The following is a 22,344-nucleotide window of genomic DNA, read 5'->3' as shown; positions in this document are numbered from 1 at the left end:
ATCGTCCGAAACAGTCAAACACGGGGATGTCCTGCAAATCCTGCAGGCGATACCTTTCACCGCAATCCTTTAAGATTGCGTGAGTGAGATTGCTCCCGCAGGGGGGCACCCGGGTCACACAAAGGAATAGTAGCAGCCGGTATCAAGGACCGATGCCCGGATCCCGATTCAAACCTGACGGAGCTTCTCGCCGTCACCAAAGAGCGACGAACCATGCTGATCGATGATCTGCTGCGCCTTGCGCACCGTGCATTCGAGCGCGTCATCGGAGGAGGAAAACAGATCGGCGCGGATGAAATTGCGCACCAGCACCTCGTCGCCGACCTTCTTTTCGATGCGGCCGGCAAGGCGATACTGGCCGCCTTCCTTTCGCGGCTCGGCATAGATCGTGCAATCGCCGTAAAGCTGCGGCTCGCCGGAAGGGCCTGCCGCCTCCGAAGCCGGTTTGCCGCCACCGGAGAACATCGAAAATATATTTGAAATGAACGAAGCCATGCTCCGCCTTTAGCACGACCGTATCGCTGTCGCCAAGTCAAATGATCAGATTGGCGAGGATCTCGTTTTCGGTAATATCCTCGTAACCCATGCCGGCTGCTTCGAAATTTCCGATCAGCCGGGCGAAATTCTCCGGCGCCTTGGTTTCGATGCCGATCAGGATCGAGCCGAAGTTGCGCGCCGATTTCTTCAGATATTCGAAGCGGGCGATATCGTCGTCGGGGCCAAGCAGATTGAGGAAATCCCGGAGCGCCCCGGGGCGCTGGGCGAGCCGCAGGATGAAGTATTTCTTCAGCCCCGCGTAACGCATGGCTCTTTCCTTTACGTCAGGCAGGCGCTCGAAATCGAAATTGCCGCCGGAGACGACGGCGACGATGGTCTTGCCGCGGATCGATTGACCGTCCATCGCGGCGATCGCCGTCAGCGACAAGGCGCCGGCCGGCTCCAGCACGACGCCCTCGACATTCAGCATCTCCTGAATGGTGACGCAGATGGCGTTCTCCGGCATGAGTTGCACCTGCTCGGCCGGAAAATCGCGAAGAGCGGCGAAATTCAGGTCGCCGATGCGCGCCACTGCAGCGCCATCGACGAAATTGTCGACCTTGGCAAGCGTCGTCACCTTGCCCGCTTCGATGCTGCGCTTAAGGCTCGGCGCGCCGGCCGGCTCAGTGAAGACGAAAGCCGATTTCGGCACCGTGCCGTCGAGATAACTGGTGATGCCGGCGGCAAGTCCGCCGCCGCCAACCGGCAGGACGACCATGTCCGGCACTGTTCCCTCCGGCAGCTGCTGCATGATTTCGGCGGCGACGGTCGCCTGGCCTTCGATGATGTCGGCATGGTCGAAGGGCGGCACCATGACGCCGCCAATCGCCTCCACATGTTCGCGGGCGGCTTGGTAGCACTGGTCGAAGAAGTCGCCGAACAGCCGGATGGTGATGAATTCGGCGCCGAACATGCGGGTCTTGTCGATCTTCTGCTGCGGTGTCGTCACCGGCATGAAGACGACGCCCGGCACGCCGAAATGTCGGCAGACGAAGGCAAAGCCCTGGGCGTGGTTGCCGGCTGAGGCGCAGACGAAGGTCTTGCCGGCAGCACCCTGCCCGATCGCCTTGCGGAAGAAATTGAAGGCGCCGCGGATCTTGTAGGAGCGCACCGGCGACAGATCCTCGCGCTTCAGCCAGATATCGGCACCGTAGCGGGCCGACAGATGATCGTTGAGCTGCAGCGGCGTTGCCGGAAAAAGGCTGCGCATCGCCTCTTCGGCGCTTTCGACATCAAGTCTCGTCACGGGCGTGGTCCATTCTCTCAATTAGCCACCGCCGCTATGGCACAGGCCGGCCGGCAAAAGAAAGCTCGTTTGGGCCGTTTCCGGTTCGCTCCCGGACCGTTTCGCTCCGAGGAAGGCTTTCTTAAGCCAATCGCGACATTGGCGGCACATGAACTGATTTTAACTGTCAATGAAAAGGGCGGCCACTTATATAAAGCTATGATGATCTTCAAATTCGCAAAACCGCTCGCCTGGCTGCTGCTCGCCCTCATCCTCTTCGTCACGGTTTCGCCGATCGGAGAGAGGCCGGATACGGTCACCACGGTCGATGTCGACCGTGCCGCCGCCTATCTTCTCGTCGGCTTCGCCTTTGCGCTTGCCTATCCAAAGCAGTGGAAAACCGTAGCGGTGCTGCTGATCGTCGGCGCATTCGCCATCGAATGGCTGCAATATTTCGCGCCGACCCGCCATCCGCGCCTGCATGACGCGAGCATCAAGGCCATGGGTACAGCCCTCGGGCTGCTGGCCGGCTGGGTGATCAACAAATGGCGCGATACGAAGGCGCCAAACGCCCTTCCGTTCGCAGAACGCTGATTATCGGCGGGATCGACTAGAAAGCGCGCAATTGCACTGCCCAGAAGAACAGTGGTATCGCGGCCATCGCAGTTCCGAGAACGAGCGCGACACTGGTCTTGAAGACCCGGATGCGCCTAGTCCTTGCCCCACTCCAATCGTAAACCATCGTCTTACTCCCACAAGACAACACTTACTCAACCGCCGCGGCGCAATCCTTGCTCCGAAAATGCCAAATGCAAGCAATAGCGCGCTTTTATCCACAATATACAGGCATAATACAAGCATATTCGAACAGGATTATGAGGGTGGTGCGGGCGACGGGGGTCGAACCCGTACAGCCAAGGCCGAGGGATTTTAAGTCCCTTGCGTCTACCAGTTTCGCCACGCCCGCTTGCGGCATTTTCAATATCTTGCGTCATGGGCGATGGGAAGAGCCGCGAGGCGTAAAAATTATGCTTGGTTTTCCGGCAGCACCGACGAATGATCGGCCAAGCATTTCCCTCCCGAAAGCCCTCGCCGATGAAGGCTGCCAGTCTCTCGTGGAAAAAACAGAAGTGGCGCGGCGAGCCCCATGCCCGCCGCGCCTTCTTTATTTCAGCGTCAAAGATCAGGCGAGCTTGGCAGCAAGCTTGGCGACGTGGGCGCCCTGGTATTTCGCGCCTTCCAGTTCGATCTCGGAAGGCTGGCGCGAGCCGTCGCCGTTGGTGATGGTGGAGGCGCCGTAAGGCGAGCCGCCCTTGACTTCCTCGGTGCCCATCTGGCCCTGGAAGGCATAAGGCAGGCCGGCAACGACCATGCCCTGGTGCAGGAAGGTCGGGATAAAGCCAAGGATGGTCGATTCCTGGCCGCCGTGCTGGGTGGCCGAAGAGGTGAAGACCGAACCGAGCTTGCCGACGAGTTTGCCGGCGAACCAAAGGCCGCCCGTCTGATCCCAGAAATTGCGCATCTGCGAGGCGACCGTGCCGAAGCGGGTGCCTGCGCCGACGATGATCGCGTCATAGTCCGCCAGTTCGTCGACGGTGGCAATCGGAGCCGCCTGGTCGACCTTGTAATAGGAAGCCTTGGCGACGTCTTCCGGAACCAGTTCCGGAACGCGCTTGACGGTGACCTCGGCACCGGCCGACTTCGCGCCTTCGGCGACCGCATAGGCCATGGTTTCGATATGGCCGTAAGCCGAATAATAAAGGACGAGAACCTTCGCCATCTTCTATCTTCCTTGAAACATCGGGTTGAATTTCGTGCCCGACGCGATTTCTATCAGCGCGTCTGGGCGAACACAGCCCTGCCCTCAAGAACTCAGTGTTCACCACCCGGAGACGAAATTTCGCTTGCGGTTTTCATTTCGGCAAAAATGACGCATCGCCCGAATTAAAGAGTTGCCGCATGATGTCATCCGAAACCGCCTGCACTTTTCGGCATCATGCTCTGGTGTTTGCAAAGCGAGCAAACGGCGCTACCTATTCCCCAGCCTCACATTACGGAACATCCCATGAGCCAAGACATCGTCGTCACCGCCGCCATGCTCGCCATCGGCGACGAACTTCTTTCCGGCCGCACCAAGGATAAGAATATCGGCCACCTCGCCGATTTGCTGACGCTTTCCGGCATCGACCTCAAGGAAGTGCGCATCGTCGCCGACGACGAGGACGCGATCGTCGAGGCGCTGAACGCGCTTCGCGGCAAATATGACTACATCTTCACCTCGGGCGGCATCGGGCCGACGCATGACGACATCACCGCCGATGCCATCTCCAAGGCATTCGGCGTGCCCTGCGAATACGACGAAACAGCAATGACGCTGCTTGCCGAGATGTACCGGCGCCGCGAGATGGAATTTACCGAGGCGCGCCAGCGCATGGCGCGCATGCCGCGCGGCGCTGTGCATATCGCCAACCCGGTCTCGACGGCGCCAGGCTTCATCATCGGCAATGTCCATGTCATGGCCGGCGTGCCGCAGGTCTTCCAGGCGATGGTCGACAATGTGCTACCGATGCTTCGAACCGGCACGCCGGTGCTTTCGCTCGCTATCGCCTGCCCTTACGGCGAAGGCGAGATCGGCACGCCGCTGACCGCAATCCAGAAGGCACATCCGGAAACCAGCATCGGTTCCTACCCGCGCTATATCGGCCAGAAATTCTCGACCGAGATCGTCGTGCGCGGCCGCTCGCAGGCAGCAATCGATGCGGCCGGCGCCGAGGTGCGCGCGATGATCGACACCATCCGCCAAAGGAAGGACATCGCCGAAAACCATTCTGCCGAGGCTTGAGGGCGACGCCGGAACCTGGGGCATCCTTGATCCCTATCAAGGAACAGCAGAACCGTCCGGCGCATTCCTTCCCTCGCGCAAGCCATTTCAGCGCAAGGAGAATTGATATGTCTTACAAAACCATTCTCGCCATTCTCGATACATCAGACAATAGTGCTGCGGTTGCCGATTTCGCCTTTGCCATCGCTGCTGAAAGCGGCGCCCATGTGATCGGCCTGCATGCCGAAATCATCTCCGCCGTGCCGCTGGTCGCGCCGATGGAAATTCCCGATCCCGTTGCCGTGCAGGCACTACAGGACATGGCGCACAGTGAAACGATTGCGGTTGAGCGCATCTTCAGGCGGAAAGCGGAGGCATCCGGCGCCTCCTTCGAATGGCGCAGCTTTGCCACATCAACCGGATACGGCTCCGCACCGCTGATCGAAAGTGCGCGCAGCGCCGATCTCCTGATCGCATCGCAGGCTGATCCGGCCAGACCTTCCGACAGCCACGTCGACGTCGACAGTTTCCTTTTCGAAACCGGCCGTCCGGTGCTGATGATCCCCTATATCATTCGCCAGCCGAAGCCGATCAAGCGCGTGCTGATCGCCTGGAACGGCTCGAAAGAGGTGGCGCGCGCAACCTTCGACGCATTGCCGATCCTCAAAGCCGCCGACGAGGTGGAGATCTTTTCGGTCGATCCGGCCGACACGGCGCTGCAATCGCCGCTGACCGCCGGCGCCGACATCGCCGCGACGCTGGCACGTCATGGCGTCAAGGCGACGCTTTCGACGGCGCAAAGTGCGGACAAGAGCGCATCGCATGTCATCGAGAACCGGCTTTCGGACAGCAGCATCGATCTTCTCGTCATGGGCGCCTATACGCATTCCTGGCTCTGGCAGATGATCTTCGGCGGCACGACGAAGACCTTGCTGCAATCGATGACGGCGCTGACCCTGCTATCGCGTTGATTGGCTGCTCTTGCCTTTTGCCGGCAAATCCCGCTAATTGCGGCGACCGATGACAGCTTCGAGCCTCGGCCCCATCTCGCGCAGTTCCGGCTGCGCGATTTGCGTTTTGCCAATCGCCGCTTCAAGCCCATCCGGTCGCCGGCAAACGGCGTGTCGTTTTTTCATGCCGCGGAGCAGCCCTATGTCCCTTCCCGATAAAGCCTTTCCCGTTTCCTGGGATCAGTTCCACCGCGACGCGCGCGCCCTTGCCTGGCGGCTTGCCGGCTTGAATCAGACGTTCAAGGCGATCGTCTGCATCACCCGCGGCGGCCTCGTTCCGGCTGCGATCATCTCGCGCGAGCTGAACATCCGGCTGATCGAGACCGTCTGCGTCGCTTCCTATCATGACTATGTGAACCAGGGCGACATGGTGCTGCTCAAGGGAATAGCGCCTGAACTTATGGAGAATGGCGGCGAAACCGTGCTGGTCGTCGACGATCTGACCGATACCGGCAAGACCGCCGCACAGGTGCGCACCATGCTGCCGAGAGCACATTTCGCCTGCGTCTACGCCAAGCCGAAGGGCGTGCCGACCGTCGATACCTTCATCACCGAGGTCAGCCAGGATACCTGGATCTACTTCCCGTGGGACATGGGCTTCACCTATCAGGAGCCGATCGCCAAGAGCGCGGGGTGATCGCCACCGATCAAAGCGCGCGACACTCGGATTTACTACTTGAAATTGTTCCAGATTTTGTCGGCGAGGTTTGCTGAATCCGCTATCGGGATCTGCACATCTATTTTATCTTTTGCTTATAGACTGCTGCCTAATTCCTTCAATCGGAATCGATTCAAGGGTGAAATTATGCAGCAATTGAAAGTGATACAGCGTCCTTTGCGGCTCTCGAAAAGACGCGCAGCGCTGTAGGGCGTGCGAATCGTGTCAAGTTGCGCTTAAAGCGTGCAATGTTCGATACGGTACAAGGAAACAAGATGGCGCAGTGGGGGCATATAAGAGCGGTTGTGACCGTCGGGCTGGCGGCCTTTCTGTTGCCGCTGGCGCCGGTCCGCGCTGAGCCTGCCTATATTCCCCTCGTGCGCGACTATGTCGAGAAGCGGATCCGGCCAATAGTGGAAACGCCATTGGTGCTGAAAGCCATTGCCGATCAGAATGCAAAATTCGGCAATGTCAGCGAAATGGATATGCGAGTGCTCGACGAGACCTACCGGTCGGAGGTCGATCAGCACCACCTGCAGATGGTCAAGCTGCTGCTCGACAAATCCGTTTCGCATTACCTGAAAGCCAAACAGGACGCCTCGCAGGGCGCGATCATCGAATTTTTCCTCACCGACAGCCACGGGCTGAATGTCGGGCAGAGCACCATCACCGCCGACTACTGGCAGGGCGACGAGGAGAAATATCTCAAAACCTTCGCCAACGGCTCCCGCGAGATCTTCATCGACCGGGCGGAGCGCAACGAATCCACCCAGAATCTCGAAACGCAGGCGAGCTTCGTCGTCAGGGACGACGACAACAGGCCGATTGGCGTCGCCATCGTCACCATCGCCATCGATGCGCTCTAACAGCATGTCGCGCAAAAGTTTGCGGTTTTGCGATAAGGACGCTCTTTAGGAGCGCGGATTTCACCGGCGAATCGGCATGCCGATTTGCGCCGGAAATGCCATCACAAGATTTGCCGCAGGACGCTTTTTTGCCATTCTAAGGTTTTCCTTAGCCGGCAACGCCTGCAAGCCATTGTAATTTCAGCGCTCCCCGGCTTTCCCCAATCTCCACAGGCGCATCCACAACATGTTGTGGTTAGCAATCAATTAAAAGCCAGCCCTTGACGGAATCAGCTGTTTCAAACTTTACTGCTTCTGATGTTGCGGCGGCGACAGGACCGGAGGTAACGAGCCCGGTTCCCTTTTGAAAATTAGGACGCGGAATCAGGGCGATGGACCGAGAACGGTTCAGGCCTGACAGGATTTCTGCGCGATTTTCAGCCTCCAAAAAAAGTGACATCGGGGCTGGCGATAATAAGCTGTTAATACTATATTTAGTGTTTGCAGCCACCATCACCACAAGATACAGGAAGGACATCTCCGGATGACACCCCTGTCACAATACGGAAACGAGACTGGCTGTGCGACGACAAAGTGCCGCCGGATAGGAATTTTGCGCCTGAGGTCGTGGGGACCGGGCGCCAACGCGAGGTCAAGACTATGCGCATCGAACGTCGTTTCACGAAGGCCGGCCAAGGCGCCTATGCGGATATCGAATTCCGCAAGGCGACGAGCGAGATCAAGAACCCTGATGGTTCGGTCGTGTTCCGCCTCGAGAATATCGACGTTCCGGCGCAGTTCTCCCAGGTCGCGACCGACGTGCTGGCGCAGAAGTATTTCCGCAAGGCCGGCGTTCCCACACGGCTGAAGAAGATCGAGGAAAACGATGTTCCTTCCTTCCTGTGGCGCTCCGTTCCCGACGATGCTGCGCTGAAGAACCTGCCGAAGGACGAGCAGACCGGCTCCGAAATCGATGCGCGCCAGGTCTTCGATCGTCTGGCCGGCACCTGGACCTATTGGGGCTGGAAGGGCGGCTATTTCTCCTCCGAGGAAGATGCCTCGGCCTTCAAGGACGAGCTTGCCTATATGCTCGCCACCCAGCGCGTCGCCCCGAACTCGCCGCAGTGGTTCAACACCGGCCTGCACTGGGCCTATGGCATCGATGGTCCCGGCCAGGGCCATTTCTATGTCGATCCCTTCACCGGCAAGCTGACCAAGTCCAAGTCGGCCTACGAACACCCGCAGCCGCATGCCTGCTTCATCCAGTCTGTCGAGGACGATCTCGTCAACGAAGGCGGCATCATGGACCTTTGGGTGCGTGAGGCGCGCCTTTTCAAATACGGCTCCGGCACCGGCTCCAACTTCTCGATGCTGCGCGGCGAAGGCGAGAAGCTTTCCGGCGGCGGCCGTTCCTCCGGCCTGATGAGCTTCCTGAAGATCGGCGACCGCGCGGCCGGCGCCATCAAATCGGGCGGCACGACGCGCCGCGCCGCCAAGATGGTGGTCGTCGACATCGACCATCCCGATATCGAGGAATACATCAACTGGAAGGTCAAGGAAGAGCAGAAGGTTGCCGCTCTCGTCACCGGCTCCAAGGTCGTCGCCAAGCATCTGAAGGCGATCATGAAGGCCTGCTTCAATTGCGAAGGCGGCGATAACGGCGATTGCTACGACCCCAACAAGAACCCTGCCCTGAAGCGCGAAATCCGGGCCGCCAAGAAGGACCAGGTTCCCGAGAACTACGTCCAGCGCGTCATCCAGTTCGCCCGCCAGGGCTACAAGGATCTCCAATTCAAGACTTACGACACGGATTGGGATTCGGAAGCCTACCTCACGGTATCCGGCCAGAACTCCAACAACTCCGTCTCGATCAAGGACGACTTCCTGCGCGCCGTCGAGAATGATGGCGAATGGAACCTGACCGCCCGCAAGGACGGCCGAGTGATGAAGACGTTGAAGGCGCGCGATCTCTGGGAAACCATCTCCTACGCTGCCTGGGCCTCGGCCGATCCCGGCATCCACTTCAACACGACGATGAACGACTGGCACACTTCGCCGGCCGGCGGCCCGATCCGCGGCTCGAACCCGTGCTCGGAATACATGTTCCTCGACGACACGGCTTGCAACCTTGCTTCGCTGAACCTGCTGCAGTTCAAGGACAAGGCTACCAAGCGCATCAATATCACCGATTACGAACACGCGGTTCGCCTATGGACCGTCGTGCTCGAAGTGTCGGTGATGATGGCGCAGTTCCCGTCGAAGCGCATTGCCGAACTCTCCTACGAATACCGCACGCTCGGCCTCGGCTACGCCAATATCGGCGGCCTGCTGATGTCGTCAGGCATTCCCTATGACTCCGCGGAAGCCCGCGCCATCGCAGGGTCGCTGACCGCGATCATGACCGGCATCTGCTATGCGACCTCGGCTGAAATGGCTGCCGAACTTGGGCCGTTCCCGAACTTCGCGCCGAACCGAGAGAGCATGCTGAAGGTCATTCGCAACCATCGCCGTGCGGCGCATGGCGAGAGCTCCGGCTATGAAGCGCTGTCGATCAACCCGGTCGCGCTGATCCATTCGGAAAACCCGGACCAGGATCTCGTCGCCCACGCCAAATCGGCCTGGGACAAGGCGCTCGAGCTTGGCGAACAGCATGGCTATCGCAATGCCCAGGTCTCGGTCATCGCGCCCACGGGCACGATCGGTCTCGTCATGGATTGCGACACCACAGGCATCGAGCCCGACTTCGCCCTCGTCAAGTTCAAGAAGCTCGCCGGCGGCGGCTACTTCAAGATCATCAACCGCGCCGTGCCCGACGCGCTGCGCACGCTCGGCTATTCGGAAAGCCAGATCGCCGAGATCGAGGCCTATGCCGTCGGCCACGGCAACCTGAACCAGGCGCCGGCTATCAATCCGTCGACGCTGAAGACCAAGGGCTTCACCGACGAGAAGGTGGAAGCCGTCAACGCCGCGCTGAAGAGCGCCTTCGACATCAAGTTCGTCTTCAACCAGTGGACGCTCGGCGCCGACTTCCTGAAGGAAACGCTGAAGGTTTCCGACGAACAGCTGGCCGACATGAGCTTCAGCCTGCTTGACCATATCGGCTTCTCGAAGAAAGACATCGAAGCTGCCAACATCCATGTCTGCGGTGCGATGACGCTGGAAGGCGCGCCCTTCCTCAAGAATGAACACCTGCCGGTCTTCGATTGCGCCAACCCCTGCGGCAAGATCGGCAAGCGTTACCTCTCGGTGGAAAGCCATATCCGGATGATGGCGGCTGCCCAGCCGTTCATCTCGGGCGCTATTTCCAAGACGATCAACATGCCGAACGAGGCGACCGTCGAGGATTGCAAGAACGCCTACATGCTCTCCTGGAAGCTTGGCCTGAAGGCCAACGCGCTCTATCGCGACGGCTCGAAGCTGTCGCAGCCGCTCAATTCCTCGCTGATCGAGGACGAGGACGACGAGGATGCGCTGGAGGAACTGCTGCAGGCGCCGCTGGCCGCCCAGGCGGTCACCGTCACCGAGAAGATCATCGAGCGGGTGATCGAACGAGTTTCGCGCGAACGTGAGAAGCTGCCGAACCGCCGCCAGGGCTATACCCAGAAGGCCGCCGTCGGCGGACACAAGGTCTATCTGCGCACCGGCGAATTCGGCGACGGCCGCATCGGCGAGATCTTCATCGACATGCACAAGGAAGGCGCTGCCTTCCGTGCGATGATGAACAATTTCGCCATCGCCATCTCGCTCGGCCTGCAATATGGCGTGCCGCTCGAGGAATATGTCGAGGCCTTCACCTTCACCAAGTTCGAGCCGGCCGGCATGGTCATCGGCAACGATGCGATCAAGAACGCCACGTCGATCCTCGATTATGTCTTCCGCGAACTTGCCGTCTCCTATCTCGGCCGCCATGACCTCGCGCATGTCGATACGTCGGACTTCTCGAACACGGCACTCGGCAAGGGCATCCAGGAAGGCAAGACCAACCTGCTCTCCACCGGCTGGACCCGCGGCTACAAGCCGACGCTGGTGTCCGGCACCGGTGGCGAACGCCAGGCGGCGGCCGAGCCCAAGGGTGCGGCCACCGCCGCCCCTGCCCGCGCTGCTTCCACCGGCACGGTGACCGCCTTTGCCGGAAGTGCTGCCCGCAAGCTGGAGCCGACGGTTGCCGTCTCCACCTCCGAAATCGTCGCCTTCAAGCGTGATTACGAGGAGCGCGCCAAGGAATTGGCGGAAGAGATCGCCGAAGAGGTGACCGAGGAACTCACCAGCGACGCAACGGCCCTCTTCTCCGACAAGGCGGCAGCCGATGCGGCAACGGCGAAATCCGAAGCCAAGAAGCGCGAAGCCGAACGCCGCCAGCGCTCGATCATGCAGGGCTATACCGGCAACATGTGCTCGGAGTGCCAGAACTTCACGATGGTGCGGAATGGTACCTGCGAGAAGTGCGACACGTGTGGTGCGACGAGCGGGTGCAGCTGAGTGGGCGCCGGTTGTCTATTTGTAACGCAACGCGCACCTAAACAAGGGCTAAAACGAAAGGAAAAGGGACGTTTCGCACCTACTGATTGCTGTCTTGAAGAGGCATGGCGTCTTCACAACCTGCAATCAGCGCGGCAACGGCTCCTTTAGACACGGATGAACGAAGTGGCTCCGGGCGCGCAAGCGCCTGGAGTTTCGAGTCGAAACTTCAGGAAGAGCTGACGACATCCGGGTCGCTCGCTTCGTCCTGTTGGACTGCCCCGGTATGTTGGAGTGGCGGGAGAACGCTGCTTCATGCGACTACCGTTGTCCTAACACTTGAGATAACGCGCTTATCGCATTGAATTTTAAGAGATTTTTATAGAAATACGCTTCCCTTTTTCGACGCAACATCGTAGATTCAGGGTACGAATCAGTCGGGGGAAAGGAGGATTTCTTCTGTGAATCCGGAGATTTCATCTCCGCAATACCGCAACCGAGCTACCAACCCGGTTGCAGCATTTTGCGAATATCGCATGCGTCATTCGCAAGGCGAATAGACCGAAGGCCTCCGCCGTAAGCAGGAACACTATGGGAGATTCGGGACTATCTGTCGATGGTTGGGCGCTTGTTTTCCACTGTTCGAAAAGGAACACGGACATGAGTACCCGCAAGACATTTGACGTTGGACGAGACTCTGGCTCGGGCAAATTCGTCACGGTGAAAGAAGCCGAGGCGCGCCCGAACACGACGACTGTCGCACGCATCCCGAAATCCGGTTACGGCGACACCAAGGGTGAGCCCAGCCGCCACAAGTAAGCGAACGGTGGTGCCTGTAAAAAGGCACCTCTTTCGAGACCTTGAAACCCATAGTGAGGTTAAAGCATGACCGACAATAAAGACGTCGGCCTGAAGGCCGCGTTGCGCGGTTTTGGAGACATCGTCCGGCATAAGCGACAGGCTTGCCGGTGGGTCTTTAGGGAGCTATCCGAGAAGACCGGTATCGACATCACGTCGCTCAGCGATGTCGAAGCAGGGATCGATGTCCTGACGGCTACCGAACGAGAAACCCTTTGCGAGTTCCTCGGGATCGACATCGACACCTTTCCGAAGATTCTCCGCAACGAGCGCTCCAAGGCAGTTTCGACCGAGGTCAACACGCCGGAGCAGCTTCGTTCCGCATCAATCGTCGACCTCACGAGGTATCGCGAGACATGGCAAACGACTACTTCACATCCAGAGGACTAAACACTCCGAAGATGATGTCGGTGGCGATGAAGTATCGAAACGAGTTCGACATGCAGCATGTCGAACTCGTCGACATCGTCAATATCATCGAGTTCAAGCTGGTCGAAAGGTTCCCGGAATTCAGGCTCGTCATTGCCCGAGATTCCGAGATGACAGAAGACGCGCTCGCCGAGCCAGTGAAGGGTCGGATAACCGTCAGGAAGTCAGTCTATCTTGCGGCATGCGATGGAGACGCCGAGGCCAGGCTCGTTCTTGCGCATGAGCTTGGTCACTTCCTGCTGCACCGGGAGAAGGACGTGCCCATGCACAAGGATCCGCGTGGCGCCGTCCAGAACATCAGGGGCATGACGGCAACTGAAAGCGTCGAGGACCAAGCTGACATGTTCGCAAGACATTTCCTTGCGCCTCCCGATCTCGCCTACCGGTTTCGGAACGAACCCCGGCGGTTGGCGGAAGCTGCCGGCGTGCCGCTTCGGATATCGAAGGGCAACATCACGATGTCGAGGTGGCCAGAGGTTTACGCGATCAGAAACGAGGGAGGGACTGCCGGCCGCAAAAGCGACCTGTGATTTCGTCTGCAGTTCAGTCCAATCCTGCGGCTGCCGTCATCTCGGTGGGTTGGTCGCGCTTATTGAAAAGGTCTCTGCATGCCAGTTCCGAAAATAGGTTTCTCCGCGTTTCTGAAGATCATCAACTGCAACCCTCGTCCCCAACGATCCATCGTTCGGGACCGGTGCCGTCCGAGCTCAGGTGGCTACGATTTTCATAAAAGCTTTCGCTACCGCGTTCAGCAAGTCTCGTTCGCAGGCCTCACGCCGGCCGAGGTGCTAGCGTCCACCCAGCAGATATCCAGGGAACCTGAACGGCGATCGGCTCGGCGGGCGTTGGAGCAGTTCTTCGTCTGGAAGGAAGAGCACCCCGGCGAAATGTTTTCGTCGCAGGCCATTTCGTTCGAGAGTCCGGCCGGACAGTTCAAGCTTGAGTTCGTGCCAGACTTCCTGTTGGAAATCGCGGGGCGACGGACTGCCGTCCATCTCTGGAACACCCAACATGATCTCAGCACACGCCTTGTACGCGCCGCGTTGTGCTCCGTAGCCACCCGTCACCCCTTGGAAGACCGTCCGGACGACTTCGCCGTGCTCTCGCTTCGGGACCGGACCCTCTGCCGATGGTCTGATGCCGACCGGGAAACCGCAGTGCTGGGCGAACGACTCCTTGGACTGCTCGACATGCAGTTCGCTGCTGCACGCATGGAACTCGGCCTGCCGGCGTCGCCGCGGGAGGAGCCCCGCCCCTTGTCCTGATCCTGATGGTCGACGCCGCAACGGGAATGCGGCGCCGACCGATCTGAACAAATTGTTGGAGTTATGAATGGCTAGTGTCTTCTTTTCATATTCTCACGTGGACGAAGCTTTGCGAGATCAGCTTGAGAAGCAGTTGTCGATCCTGAAGCGCCAAGGCGTCGTGGAAACCTGGCATGACCGGAGGATCGACGCGGGAGAGGAAATCGACGCGGCGATCAGTAAGAACCTGACATCGGCAGACATCATTCTCCTTTTGGTCAGTCCCGACTTCATCAACTCTGACTACTGCTACGATCGCGAAATGACGGCGGCGATGGAGCGCCACGCGGAGGGCAGCGCGATCGTCATACCCGTAATCCTTCGGGCATGCGATTGGCACGGCGCTCCGTTCGGCAAGCTCAATGCCACGCCACCCGACGGTCGCCCGATCACCCAGGCCGTCGATCGCGATCAGGCCTTTCTCGAGGTCGCAAAAGCCGTGCGGGCTGCAGCCGAGCGGATTGGGAAAGTTGACGTCGATACGGGCGTTGCTCGGACCAGGTTCTCTCCGCCGACCGCATCGTCCGCCGTCCAGCGAGCGCTCCCGGACACGCCTCGCTCGAGCAACCTTCGGATGACGAAGACCTTTACCGACCGCGACCGTGATCGCTTCAAGGCCGATAGCTTCGAGTTCATCGCCAAGTTCTTCGAGAATTCCCTAAACGAACTCCAAACACGCAATCCCGGCGTGGAGGGAGACATGCGAAGGATCGACGCAAACCGGTTCACTGCGTCGGCCTACCGCAATGGCAAGGCCCTCAGCCGATGTACCATTTTTGTCGGCGGCGACCGAGGCTTCATCAACGGCATCGCATATTCAGACGGCGAAATCTCGGCGAGCAATTCCTACAATGAGATGCTGCATGTGGAGTTTGACGATCAATCGCTCTTCCTCAAGTGCTCTGGGATGAGGCACATGACGGGCAACGGTCGTGACGAGAAGCTTTCGCCGGAAGGAGGCGCAGAACTTTTCTGGACGATCTTCATGGCACCGCTTCAACGCGAACGAGGCTAGGAGTGCTGACAGATGCTTTCGATCTCTGATTTCAGCGTTGGCGACGTCGCCGAGGCTCCCTTGCGCAGTCTCATCCTTCCCCGCTCCACGCGTGAACAGCCAGGCTTCATCGGCCAAGTCGAAGACGTTCCGCACTTCGTTTTCCTGAACGGCAAGAACAATTTCGGAGCGTTCAAGCAGTCCGTGAGGCTGCGGAACCCTGGCATCATCATTCCCAACGTCAGCGTGGAAGTGGATGAATCCTCGGTTGGCGAATACGACGCGTGGGAAACCCGCGCGGGGTCATTCGTCTTCGAGGGAGGAAAGGCGGGAGTGCTTGCTGGAGACACGCGGACGGAGGGTGTCGGCCGCTTCGTGGTCACGGTTGCCGATGTCACCAAGAGCGAGATCTCGGTATCTTTTTCCAGATGGCAGGTGGTGCTTGGCTCAGGTCGCGATCGGAAAGTGCTTCTTTCTATCAACGCCACACCGTCTGCATAGCGCGCTGCGTCCAATCCATGAGGCGGCTCGCGCGTTAAGCAAAAAAGTCCTTTTTGAAATTTAGCAATTAAGTGGATGAGGCATAAGCATCACATGGTGATATGCCGCCGGCACTATTGGCTCCGAGTGCGACAAAATTTCATCGCGGCCAAAGGACTTTCTCTTTCGCGAGCGCGCCCAGCCGCGTCCTTTCCGCGGAAGGATCACAGCAGCAGACTTGAAACTAGCAAACGGTTTTGTTCAAAGCTCGCCCGTTACCTCTCTGCGCCGCCGATCAAGTTCTTCGCTATAGCGTCTGAGCGTGTGGCTCTCGGTCAAGAGACCGATGACCTTGCGTTCGCCGTGGTTGTTGACGACAGCCAAAGCTTCACTCTCGGCGCTATCGAAAAGGCCCGCAGCTTGCTTTGCGTTCATCTGGGGCAGCAGAAAGTCATCCCTCCAGCGGATGAATTCACCAAGGCCGTGATCATCGTCGCCTTTCTCGACCGGGCTGGCGTAAATGTCGGGGAGCAGGACGATACCGCGATACTGGCCCTGGTCACCGACCAGGATCACACGCTGTGTGGACCCCAGCGGAAAGTCGTGACGAAACTGCGAAAGGCGCATATTGACGTCGGCGGTGCGAACATCTGCGCGCATGAGCCTTTCGACCGTCAGATTTCTGATCCAGCCGACATCGTGGGCACTTCGAATACTTTCCCCCCGCAAATGGAAGCGCCATGTGGCAAACGAATAGCCGAACGTCGAGCGCACCACCAGGGACGAGGTGATCACCGCGGCAAGCACGAGGGCGGTGATTGGAAAATCGCCGGTGATTTCCAGGGCAAGGAACGTCATGGTCAGAGGTCCACCAATGACGGCCACGGCAAGCGAGCTCATGCCGACAACAGCGTAAATCACGGGGGTGAGTGTCGCGTGATCGAAATAAGGGGTGGAATAGGCAAAGATCTTGCCAAGAAGCGCTCCCATGAACAGCGAGGCGAAGAAGAGCCCTCCGCGGAATCCGGAACCGATGGACACTGCCGAGGCAACGGACTTCAAAAGGAACAGGCCCAGAAGCGCCGGGATTGCTACTTCGTGCGAAAGGTTGAGGTGGAGGGCGCCGTGTCCCGCCGAGAGAATCTGGGGGGAAATCAGTGCCAGGAGGCCAACGACAACACCCCCCAGCATCGGGCGATAGGTAGGGGCTATCGAACTTCGACGCGACAATTGCTCGACGAAGGAAACGGCCTGCATCAATAAGATGCCGATGATCGCGCAAAATGCTCCCAGCAGCAAAGCCGGCAGATAGTCCGCGCCAACGACGCTGCCAAAACTGCCCACGTCGATCACGAAATTTTCGCCCGATAACAATCGCGCAATGATCGTCGACACCAGGGCGGAAACGACGACGGGGGTCAGCGTGAGGATGGAATAGCTACCTATGATCAATTCAAAAGCATAAAAGGCGCCAGTCAACGGGGCGCTGAAGGCGGCAGCGATTGCTCCTGCAGCACCACATCCGACAAGAACGCGAAGATCTGCACGGCGAAATTGGAGACTGAGACCTATTTTAGAAGCTATCCCTGCCGCAAGTTGAGTGTATCCCGCCTCCAGTCCGACGGATGCGCCAAAGCCGTTTGACACCAAGTTTTGGACGGCAACCAGTATGCTGTCGGTGAGAGACAACCGCCCCCCGTGGAGAGCATTGGCCTCGATCGGATCTACCATTGGTTTTTTGCGGGTCTTGCTCAGGAAGAGCAACATCAAGCCAAGCAAAAACCCGCCTGCAATCGGCGCGACCAGAAGCAACAACTTGTTGCCGACCTCGACAGAGCTGAGCCGGTCGGTATCTTCCAATCCAAATATCAGGCTGTGAAGATGGCGCGATATAAAACTCATTGCCGTGACGGCGCAGCCGGAAGTCACACCGATCAGGGCACCAGCCAAAGCCAGTGCGAGCTCTCCTCGTCGACTGAGCGATCGCAAGCGACCGAGGTCAAGATTGGCAAGAAACGAAGTAACAGTCGGAGATCGGAAAGGATTGTTCATCGGAAAGGACTGGGAAACAGCGGGTGAGTTCGACTATCTCTACCCTGCCAGCTATGCAGCCGCCACCCGTTCCCCAGGAAAATGCATGACAACACCGCAAGAACTGCTATTGGCGTCTCCGATCCTTCGCCGATCGCACTTCGAGACCGTTCTAGTTGCAGCTGTTTAGTCGTTTCAACGCAGCCGTCACTCCATTCAGCGAGTAGCTGTATTTGGTTGCAGTACCGCGTTGAGATGTGGCCTCAACTTGCATGTCGTGGCCGGACCGCATCGCCTCGATCATTTCGCCCACCCGCGCCTCGTTGCGCATCCATGCGGAATTGTCTTTTGTGAACATGTGGAATGTTTCGTCACCAATGCGAACGATCACAGTGGGGCCAGACTTCAGCGGATATCCCATCCTCGCCTGAGGTTCGTAATGTGCCTTCGAACCGCTTGCAGGCGCGACAATGAAATAATTATTGCCATGATCGACGTTCGACGGTTCCTTCGAAGACGGCGCCGTCAGCAGATAGCAGCTGTTCTTGCCGTTATCGTCATAAGAATAAACGCCCCAGGCACTAAACTGCTTCACCATCGTCGGCTGCGCATGTGCGCTGATCGCACCCAGCAGTGCAAAAAAAGATGCTCCGAGAGCAATTTTCATCATCATGTGTCCCCGCCGATAGCGTTGGTGGATGCGGGCCGCAAATGGACCGGCTGGTTAAGGGCGGCATTCAAATGTGACGGGGTTACCAGACTATTAATAAAACCAGCAAAATGCTGGCAATAACAAGGCTGTGATGGATTCTTGATCGCGCTCATGTCGGCATGTCACGACGCCCCCTCTGTGGCTTGCCAAAGTCGAAAGTACGCCTGCTTTCTGGACCCGAGCGATTAACCCGACGCAACCGGCGGCGAGTTCATCTGCATTCAGTGCGCCCGCTCGGCACTCGCAAACAAAGATTTTGGACCCGTTGCTCGCGGATTATTTCCGTAAGGGTCCCACTGGGCGCAGTAGAAGCGTCTTGCGCTTCATGTCCTGAGCGGCGGCTGGGTAGAATGGAGCGCCGACGATCCTCACCATTTTTCCCCCCACGTCTTTAATGTAACCGCTCGGTTCGGCATGCTTTCTGGCGGCAGCCGACGCCGCAATGATCGCAGGACGTGAATGGGCGTTCGCATCAACAGGTGCCAAGGGTGCTATCAAGATTGCCGTCAGTGCCAGAATGAGTCGCATCGGAGCTGCCCTCGGTCGTTGGCATAGAATGCCCTTCAGCCGTGCCATCAACTATCGCGCCGGCTCTCGCCATTTCCGGCCTCGAATATTTGCATAAGGCCAAATGTGCCGATATCATGGCAGTAGAAGGGGCCTATACCATGTCGTTACTCATTTTGATCACATCAGGAACAATCGCGCTCGCTGAGCCCGCCAGTCCGCCGCCAGTGCTTTTGGCAGAGGCACAGGCGCAGGTCCTTGATTGTAGCGATGCTGCCGATGAGATTCTGATGAAAACGGAGGGACGCCTGCTGTCGATACGTCCCCATGCCGACCGGTGCACTGTGGTTGTCCTGATCACCAGGGAAGGCGAACGACCCCAAAAGAAGATCTTTCGGATCTCGCCTGTGACCGATCAGATTAAGCCGCATTAGATGTCGGCGTTCGAACCGATTTTCCTCCGGAAGAACGGACGCAAGATCGAACAACGGACGTGAGAAGAATTGCGCGCTTGGCAGTCCTCGCCCTGGTGTCACTCTCTATCGTGCTTGGCGTCATCGTTTTTGCTTTGCGCAACTACGTCCCGGTCATTACCGCCCGCTATCAGATCGAAAGACGCAACGGACACAGCACGTTGAGCAAGAGCGGAGCCGTTGCCGTGAAGATCGAGGGGGCTAGTGACGTTCAAAGGAAATGAATTGCACGATGACGGCGCTAATCAGGACACCAGCCAGAGCACCAAATGCCTTCAGCAGCGCGTCGTTGACCTTGGGATGACGCCTCGGTGAAATAAGCTGCGAGAGTTCTGAGGCAACGGCGCCAAGAATACAGAGTATCGCAACTGCCCGCCGGTCGTTGGGGTAAGCGAAGGCGAAAAGCATTGCCAGCAGGACGAAGGTCAAGACACGATCGACGTGCGCGGAGACGACCATCGGCGCGCGCCAGCGCAGGGGTGCAATCGTGAGCAGACCAACGGTAGCCAGTGAAACCCATGCTATAGCGCGAACGATGTCAACAATGCTCATAACCGCAGGTTACCAGAAAATTACAGACTGGCAATTTCCCGAACTGGCAAGTTGAAACTGAAAATATTCGCCCTCAACGCTTCGTTCTTAATGCGTCGGGATTGTCGTTTTGATCTGGAACTCTAGGTCAGCATTGATTGTTCAATTGTAAATGGACGGGGCACTTTTGAACAAACTTCGACCAAGTCTGCTTTTGTTGCTATGCGCGACGATCCCCGTTCTGGTCGTCGGTGTGGTCATTGCGCAATATTCCCTGAGACAGCAGCGAGCGGCCATCGATCGAGATATCGCCCAACGCGCAGCTTTTTCCGCCACCGGGTTGGCACGTGCCCTTGAGACGCAACGTCAGTTGTTGTCAATCGTTTCCGAAACGCCCAGATTGGACCCGCCACTCGACAGGAAGGCTTTCAGGGAACTCGCCCATCGCTTAGAGGGCCGAATACCCGTCTGGCAAATGCTGCATATCAGCGACCTTCACGGCAACATTGTGCTGTCGGTGCCAGCGCCCGAGGATGGCGCATCGCATTCAATGGTGAATGATTTTGAGAGTTATCGACGAGTGATTGAAACCCGTTCTGCCGTCGTTGGAAGCGTGGTGCGGGGCGAGCGGGAAATACCGACATTCCCGATTCGCGTGCCTGTAGAGCGAGACGGTGCGATTGCCTCTATCCTTACCGCATTGATCCGGCCTGAAGAGGTTACCAATATCCTTTATGCTAATGGATTAGCGAAAAAGTGGACCGCTTGGATTGCCGACGGCGACGGGAGGCTCGTGGCAGCGACCGGCGCCGCTCCCTCCCTGGTCGGGGGTCCATTGAATGCGTTTGTTCGAGAGACAGGGTCAGAAGAGTCCGGCATTGCCGGCGTGAAAATTGTTGGCGGAGAGGAGGTTCGAACAAGCTCCGCTTCAATCGCCGGCTCGAATTGGACCGTCCACGTTGGCATGCCTCTCGCGGAATATCAGGAAATCGGCCGGACCGGATATCGGATTTTGATGGCGACAATCTTCCTGATCGTGGCCCTTTTCATCGCAGCAGCGTTCTTGTTTAAACGCGAACTGGTCGCCCGTCGCCGGCAGGAACTCGCCGTTGCCAGTGGCCAGCGAATGGAAGCGCTTGGGAAATTAACCGGAGGTGTGGCGCATGATTTCAATAACCTCCTAATGATCTTCCAGGCAGGGATCGAAGGGGTCCGACGTCGCAAGAACGACGAGCAAAAGCTGAATCTGACGCTCGATATGATGTCAGAGGGAGTATCCAAGGGAAAGGCAATCACTCACCGACTCCTGTCTTTTTCCCGGCGCTCCAACCGCGACGCGGAAACCTTTTTTATTCAAGACAAGATCGGCCCGCTGGAACATTTGGTGAAGCAAGCCGCGACGGACCAGATCATTGTTGACACTGAGCTCGATCCGGACATGTGGCCGGTCGCTGTGGACCCCCAGGCATTCGAGGTGGCAATCATCAATTTGGTGACCAACGCCCGTGAAGCCATGCCTGGCGGAGGCCGACTTCGTATCCGTGGCCGCAACATGAGTGATGGTTTCAAAGAAATGAAACAGCTTCGCGGTCCCTGCGTTTCAATTTCCATATCCGATAACGGCCCAGGAATATCGCCGGCAGACATTCACCGGGTCTTTGAACCCTTCTTTACAACGAAAGGTGGACGAGCATCCGGTCTGGGCCTAAGTCAGGTGTACGGATTTGCTCAGCGATCAGGCGGAACCGTCGTTGTAAACAGCTTGCAGGGTCAAGGCGCTTCCTTTGTCATCTATCTTCCGAAGGCCGCAGATCAAGTCGCTCCTTCAAGCTCAGCTACGTCTGTCGCCAACGCTTTGCCGCGTAAAGTTCTGGTTGTAGACGATACTCCGTCTTCACTCGAAGCATCGAAAATGCTGCTCGAAATTGAGGGGATCACCGTTGCTTCAGCGCCAAGTGGTCAGGAGGCGTTGACCGTACTGGCGTCGGACCCGAATGTCGAGCTGGTTTTGAGCGACATCATGATGCCGAACATGTCGGAGCTCGAGCTGGCAATAGAGATTCAAATTCGTCACCCCGACACGTCCGTCATATTGATGACCGGGTATAGCGATGCCCTTGAACAAGGTGCCAGAACACAGTTCCGGGTCCTTTCGAAACCGTTCACCAGAGCCGACATGCTCGCGGCATTCGCGGCGACCGCCGCCCAAAAAAAATCCGCATCGGTGGTAAGGCTACATCCCGGTTAGGTAGCGACAGACCAGCCTGAAGCGCAGGCACCGATGGCCTGGCTAGGTCGACGCCGGCGCGATGCAGCGTCTCCCGTATTGGCTGAGCCCGCGAGCCCGCCCATCGCGAGATCATCTCTGGGCTGCTGCGCCGATGCCCTCCGGGATCGATCATGGCAGCGGGTGACGAACACAGGCCGGATTTGTTTCCGGTCAGTGCGGAGACTGGAGATGGCTGACCATG

At 58.2% G+C, this 22,344-nt stretch carries 23 protein-coding genes and 1 tRNA gene; 15 read left to right on the top strand and 9 right to left on the bottom strand.

Annotation, left to right across the window (positions count from 1 at the left end):
- Positions 1–168 precede the first annotated feature (168 nt).
- On the bottom strand, positions 169–495 hold the full coding sequence (locus tag OLZ32_RS12710) for an HlyU family transcriptional regulator (RefSeq protein ID WP_003538786.1): 327 nt from the start codon (positions 493–495) through the stop codon (positions 169–171).
- 37 nt (positions 496–532) lie between these two features.
- On the bottom strand, positions 533–1,783 hold the full coding sequence (gene ilvA / locus OLZ32_RS12705; protein ID WP_003538780.1) for a threonine ammonia-lyase: 1,251 nt from the start codon (positions 1,781–1,783) through the stop codon (positions 533–535).
- A gap of 138 nt (positions 1,784–1,921) precedes the next feature.
- On the opposite strand from ilvA, the gene OLZ32_RS12700 reads away from it, so the two are divergent.
- On the top strand, positions 1,922–2,356 hold the full coding sequence (locus tag OLZ32_RS12700; RefSeq protein ID WP_264421407.1) for a VanZ family protein: 435 nt from the start codon (positions 1,922–1,924) through the stop codon (positions 2,354–2,356).
- 16 nt (positions 2,357–2,372) lie between these two features.
- Here the strand turns inward: OLZ32_RS12700 and OLZ32_RS12695 are convergent, their stop codons facing one another.
- From OLZ32_RS12695 to wrbA, 3 genes are all read right to left on the bottom strand, one after another.
- Positions 2,373–2,504 (bottom strand): hypothetical protein, encoded by a 132-nt coding sequence (locus OLZ32_RS12695; RefSeq protein ID WP_264421187.1) that lies wholly within the window; start codon positions 2,502–2,504, stop codon positions 2,373–2,375.
- 140 nt (positions 2,505–2,644) lie between these two features.
- A tRNA-Leu gene (locus tag OLZ32_RS12690) sits at positions 2,645–2,729 on the bottom strand.
- Between the two features lie 216 nt (positions 2,730–2,945).
- On the bottom strand, positions 2,946–3,542 hold the full coding sequence (gene wrbA / locus OLZ32_RS12685) for an NAD(P)H:quinone oxidoreductase type IV (protein ID WP_003538774.1): 597 nt from the start codon (positions 3,540–3,542) through the stop codon (positions 2,946–2,948).
- 285 nt (positions 3,543–3,827) lie between these two features.
- On the opposite strand from wrbA, the gene OLZ32_RS12680 reads away from it, so the two are divergent.
- From OLZ32_RS12680 to OLZ32_RS12665, 4 genes are all read left to right on the top strand, one after another.
- Positions 3,828–4,604, top strand: coding sequence for a competence/damage-inducible protein A (locus OLZ32_RS12680; protein WP_003538763.1), 777 nt, complete (start codon positions 3,828–3,830; stop codon positions 4,602–4,604).
- A gap of 107 nt (positions 4,605–4,711) precedes the next feature.
- A complete protein-coding gene (locus OLZ32_RS12675) occupies positions 4,712–5,554 on the top strand; it encodes a universal stress protein (RefSeq protein WP_003538762.1) in 843 nt (280 codons plus the stop codon).
- A gap of 181 nt (positions 5,555–5,735) precedes the next feature.
- On the top strand, positions 5,736–6,230 hold the full coding sequence (gene gpt, locus OLZ32_RS12670; protein WP_003538759.1) for a xanthine phosphoribosyltransferase: 495 nt from the start codon (positions 5,736–5,738) through the stop codon (positions 6,228–6,230).
- A gap of 296 nt (positions 6,231–6,526) precedes the next feature.
- Positions 6,527–7,117, top strand: a complete 591-nt coding sequence (locus tag OLZ32_RS12665) for a hypothetical protein (RefSeq protein ID WP_003538757.1) — start codon at positions 6,527–6,529, stop codon at positions 7,115–7,117.
- Positions 7,118–7,352: 235 nt separating this feature from the next.
- Here OLZ32_RS12665 and OLZ32_RS12660 read toward each other — a convergent pair whose 3' ends face one another.
- Positions 7,353–7,634, bottom strand: coding sequence for a hypothetical protein (locus OLZ32_RS12660; RefSeq protein WP_157223152.1), 282 nt, complete (start codon positions 7,632–7,634; stop codon positions 7,353–7,355).
- Positions 7,635–7,756: 122 nt separating this feature from the next.
- On the opposite strand from OLZ32_RS12660, the gene OLZ32_RS12655 reads away from it, so the two are divergent.
- From OLZ32_RS12655 to OLZ32_RS12625, 7 genes are all read left to right on the top strand, one after another.
- Positions 7,757–11,575, top strand: a complete 3,819-nt coding sequence (locus OLZ32_RS12655; RefSeq protein WP_264421183.1) for a vitamin B12-dependent ribonucleotide reductase — start codon at positions 7,757–7,759, stop codon at positions 11,573–11,575.
- A 639-nt stretch (positions 11,576–12,214) separates the two neighbouring features.
- Positions 12,215–12,373 (top strand): hypothetical protein, encoded by a 159-nt coding sequence (locus OLZ32_RS12650; RefSeq protein ID WP_264421181.1) that lies wholly within the window; start codon positions 12,215–12,217, stop codon positions 12,371–12,373.
- 66 nt (positions 12,374–12,439) lie between these two features.
- Positions 12,440–12,802, top strand: a complete 363-nt coding sequence (locus OLZ32_RS12645) for a helix-turn-helix domain-containing protein (RefSeq protein ID WP_264421179.1) — start codon at positions 12,440–12,442, stop codon at positions 12,800–12,802.
- Positions 12,769–13,371: an ImmA/IrrE family metallo-endopeptidase gene (locus OLZ32_RS12640; RefSeq protein WP_264421177.1), complete on the top strand. Its 603-nt coding sequence runs from the start codon at positions 12,769–12,771 to the stop codon at positions 13,369–13,371. Before OLZ32_RS12645 ends, OLZ32_RS12640 begins: the two co-directional genes overlap by 34 nt.
- Positions 13,372–13,449: 78 nt before the next feature.
- A complete protein-coding gene (locus tag OLZ32_RS12635) occupies positions 13,450–14,106 on the top strand; it encodes a hypothetical protein (protein ID WP_264421175.1) in 657 nt (218 codons plus the stop codon).
- Positions 14,107–14,173: 67 nt separating this feature from the next.
- Complete coding sequence (locus tag OLZ32_RS12630; protein ID WP_264421173.1) at positions 14,174–15,160, top strand: toll/interleukin-1 receptor domain-containing protein; 987 nt, start codon at positions 14,174–14,176, stop codon at positions 15,158–15,160.
- A gap of 12 nt (positions 15,161–15,172) precedes the next feature.
- Positions 15,173–15,640, top strand: a complete 468-nt coding sequence (locus OLZ32_RS12625; RefSeq protein ID WP_264421171.1) for a hypothetical protein — start codon at positions 15,173–15,175, stop codon at positions 15,638–15,640.
- A gap of 240 nt (positions 15,641–15,880) precedes the next feature.
- On the opposite strand, the gene OLZ32_RS12620 is transcribed toward OLZ32_RS12625, so the two are convergent.
- A complete protein-coding gene (locus OLZ32_RS12620; RefSeq protein ID WP_264421168.1) occupies positions 15,881–17,671 on the bottom strand; it encodes a chloride channel protein in 1,791 nt (596 codons plus the stop codon).
- A 151-nt stretch (positions 17,672–17,822) separates the two neighbouring features.
- Positions 17,823–18,320, bottom strand: coding sequence for an invasion associated locus B family protein (locus OLZ32_RS12615; RefSeq protein WP_003538751.1), 498 nt, complete (start codon positions 18,318–18,320; stop codon positions 17,823–17,825).
- Between the two features lie 611 nt (positions 18,321–18,931).
- On the opposite strand from OLZ32_RS12615, the gene OLZ32_RS12610 reads away from it, so the two are divergent.
- Together OLZ32_RS12610 and OLZ32_RS12605 are read left to right on the top strand one after the other, a co-directional pair.
- Positions 18,932–19,303, top strand: a complete 372-nt coding sequence (locus OLZ32_RS12610) for a hypothetical protein (protein ID WP_157223151.1) — start codon at positions 18,932–18,934, stop codon at positions 19,301–19,303.
- A gap of 77 nt (positions 19,304–19,380) precedes the next feature.
- Positions 19,381–19,566, top strand: a complete 186-nt coding sequence (locus OLZ32_RS12605; protein ID WP_264421165.1) for a hypothetical protein — start codon at positions 19,381–19,383, stop codon at positions 19,564–19,566.
- Here OLZ32_RS12605 and OLZ32_RS12600 read toward each other — a convergent pair.
- Entirely contained in the window at positions 19,544–19,894 is a 351-nt protein-coding gene (locus OLZ32_RS12600) for a VanZ family protein (protein WP_264421163.1), read from the bottom strand. The two genes, OLZ32_RS12605 and OLZ32_RS12600, sit on opposite strands and share 23 nt — an antisense overlap.
- A gap of 166 nt (positions 19,895–20,060) precedes the next feature.
- On the opposite strand from OLZ32_RS12600, the gene OLZ32_RS12595 reads away from it, so the two are divergent.
- Positions 20,061–22,121: a hybrid sensor histidine kinase/response regulator gene (locus OLZ32_RS12595; RefSeq protein ID WP_264421161.1), complete on the top strand. Its 2,061-nt coding sequence runs from the start codon at positions 20,061–20,063 to the stop codon at positions 22,119–22,121.
- The last annotated feature ends 223 nt before the right edge of the window (positions 22,122–22,344 follow it).

The sequence above is a fragment of the Rhizobium acaciae genome (assembly GCF_025941625.1).
Lineage (GTDB): Bacteria > Pseudomonadota > Alphaproteobacteria > Rhizobiales > Rhizobiaceae > Rhizobium > Rhizobium acaciae.
Note: the sequence above shows the minus strand (reverse complement) of the source record. Positions and strands in the feature narration are given on the sequence as shown.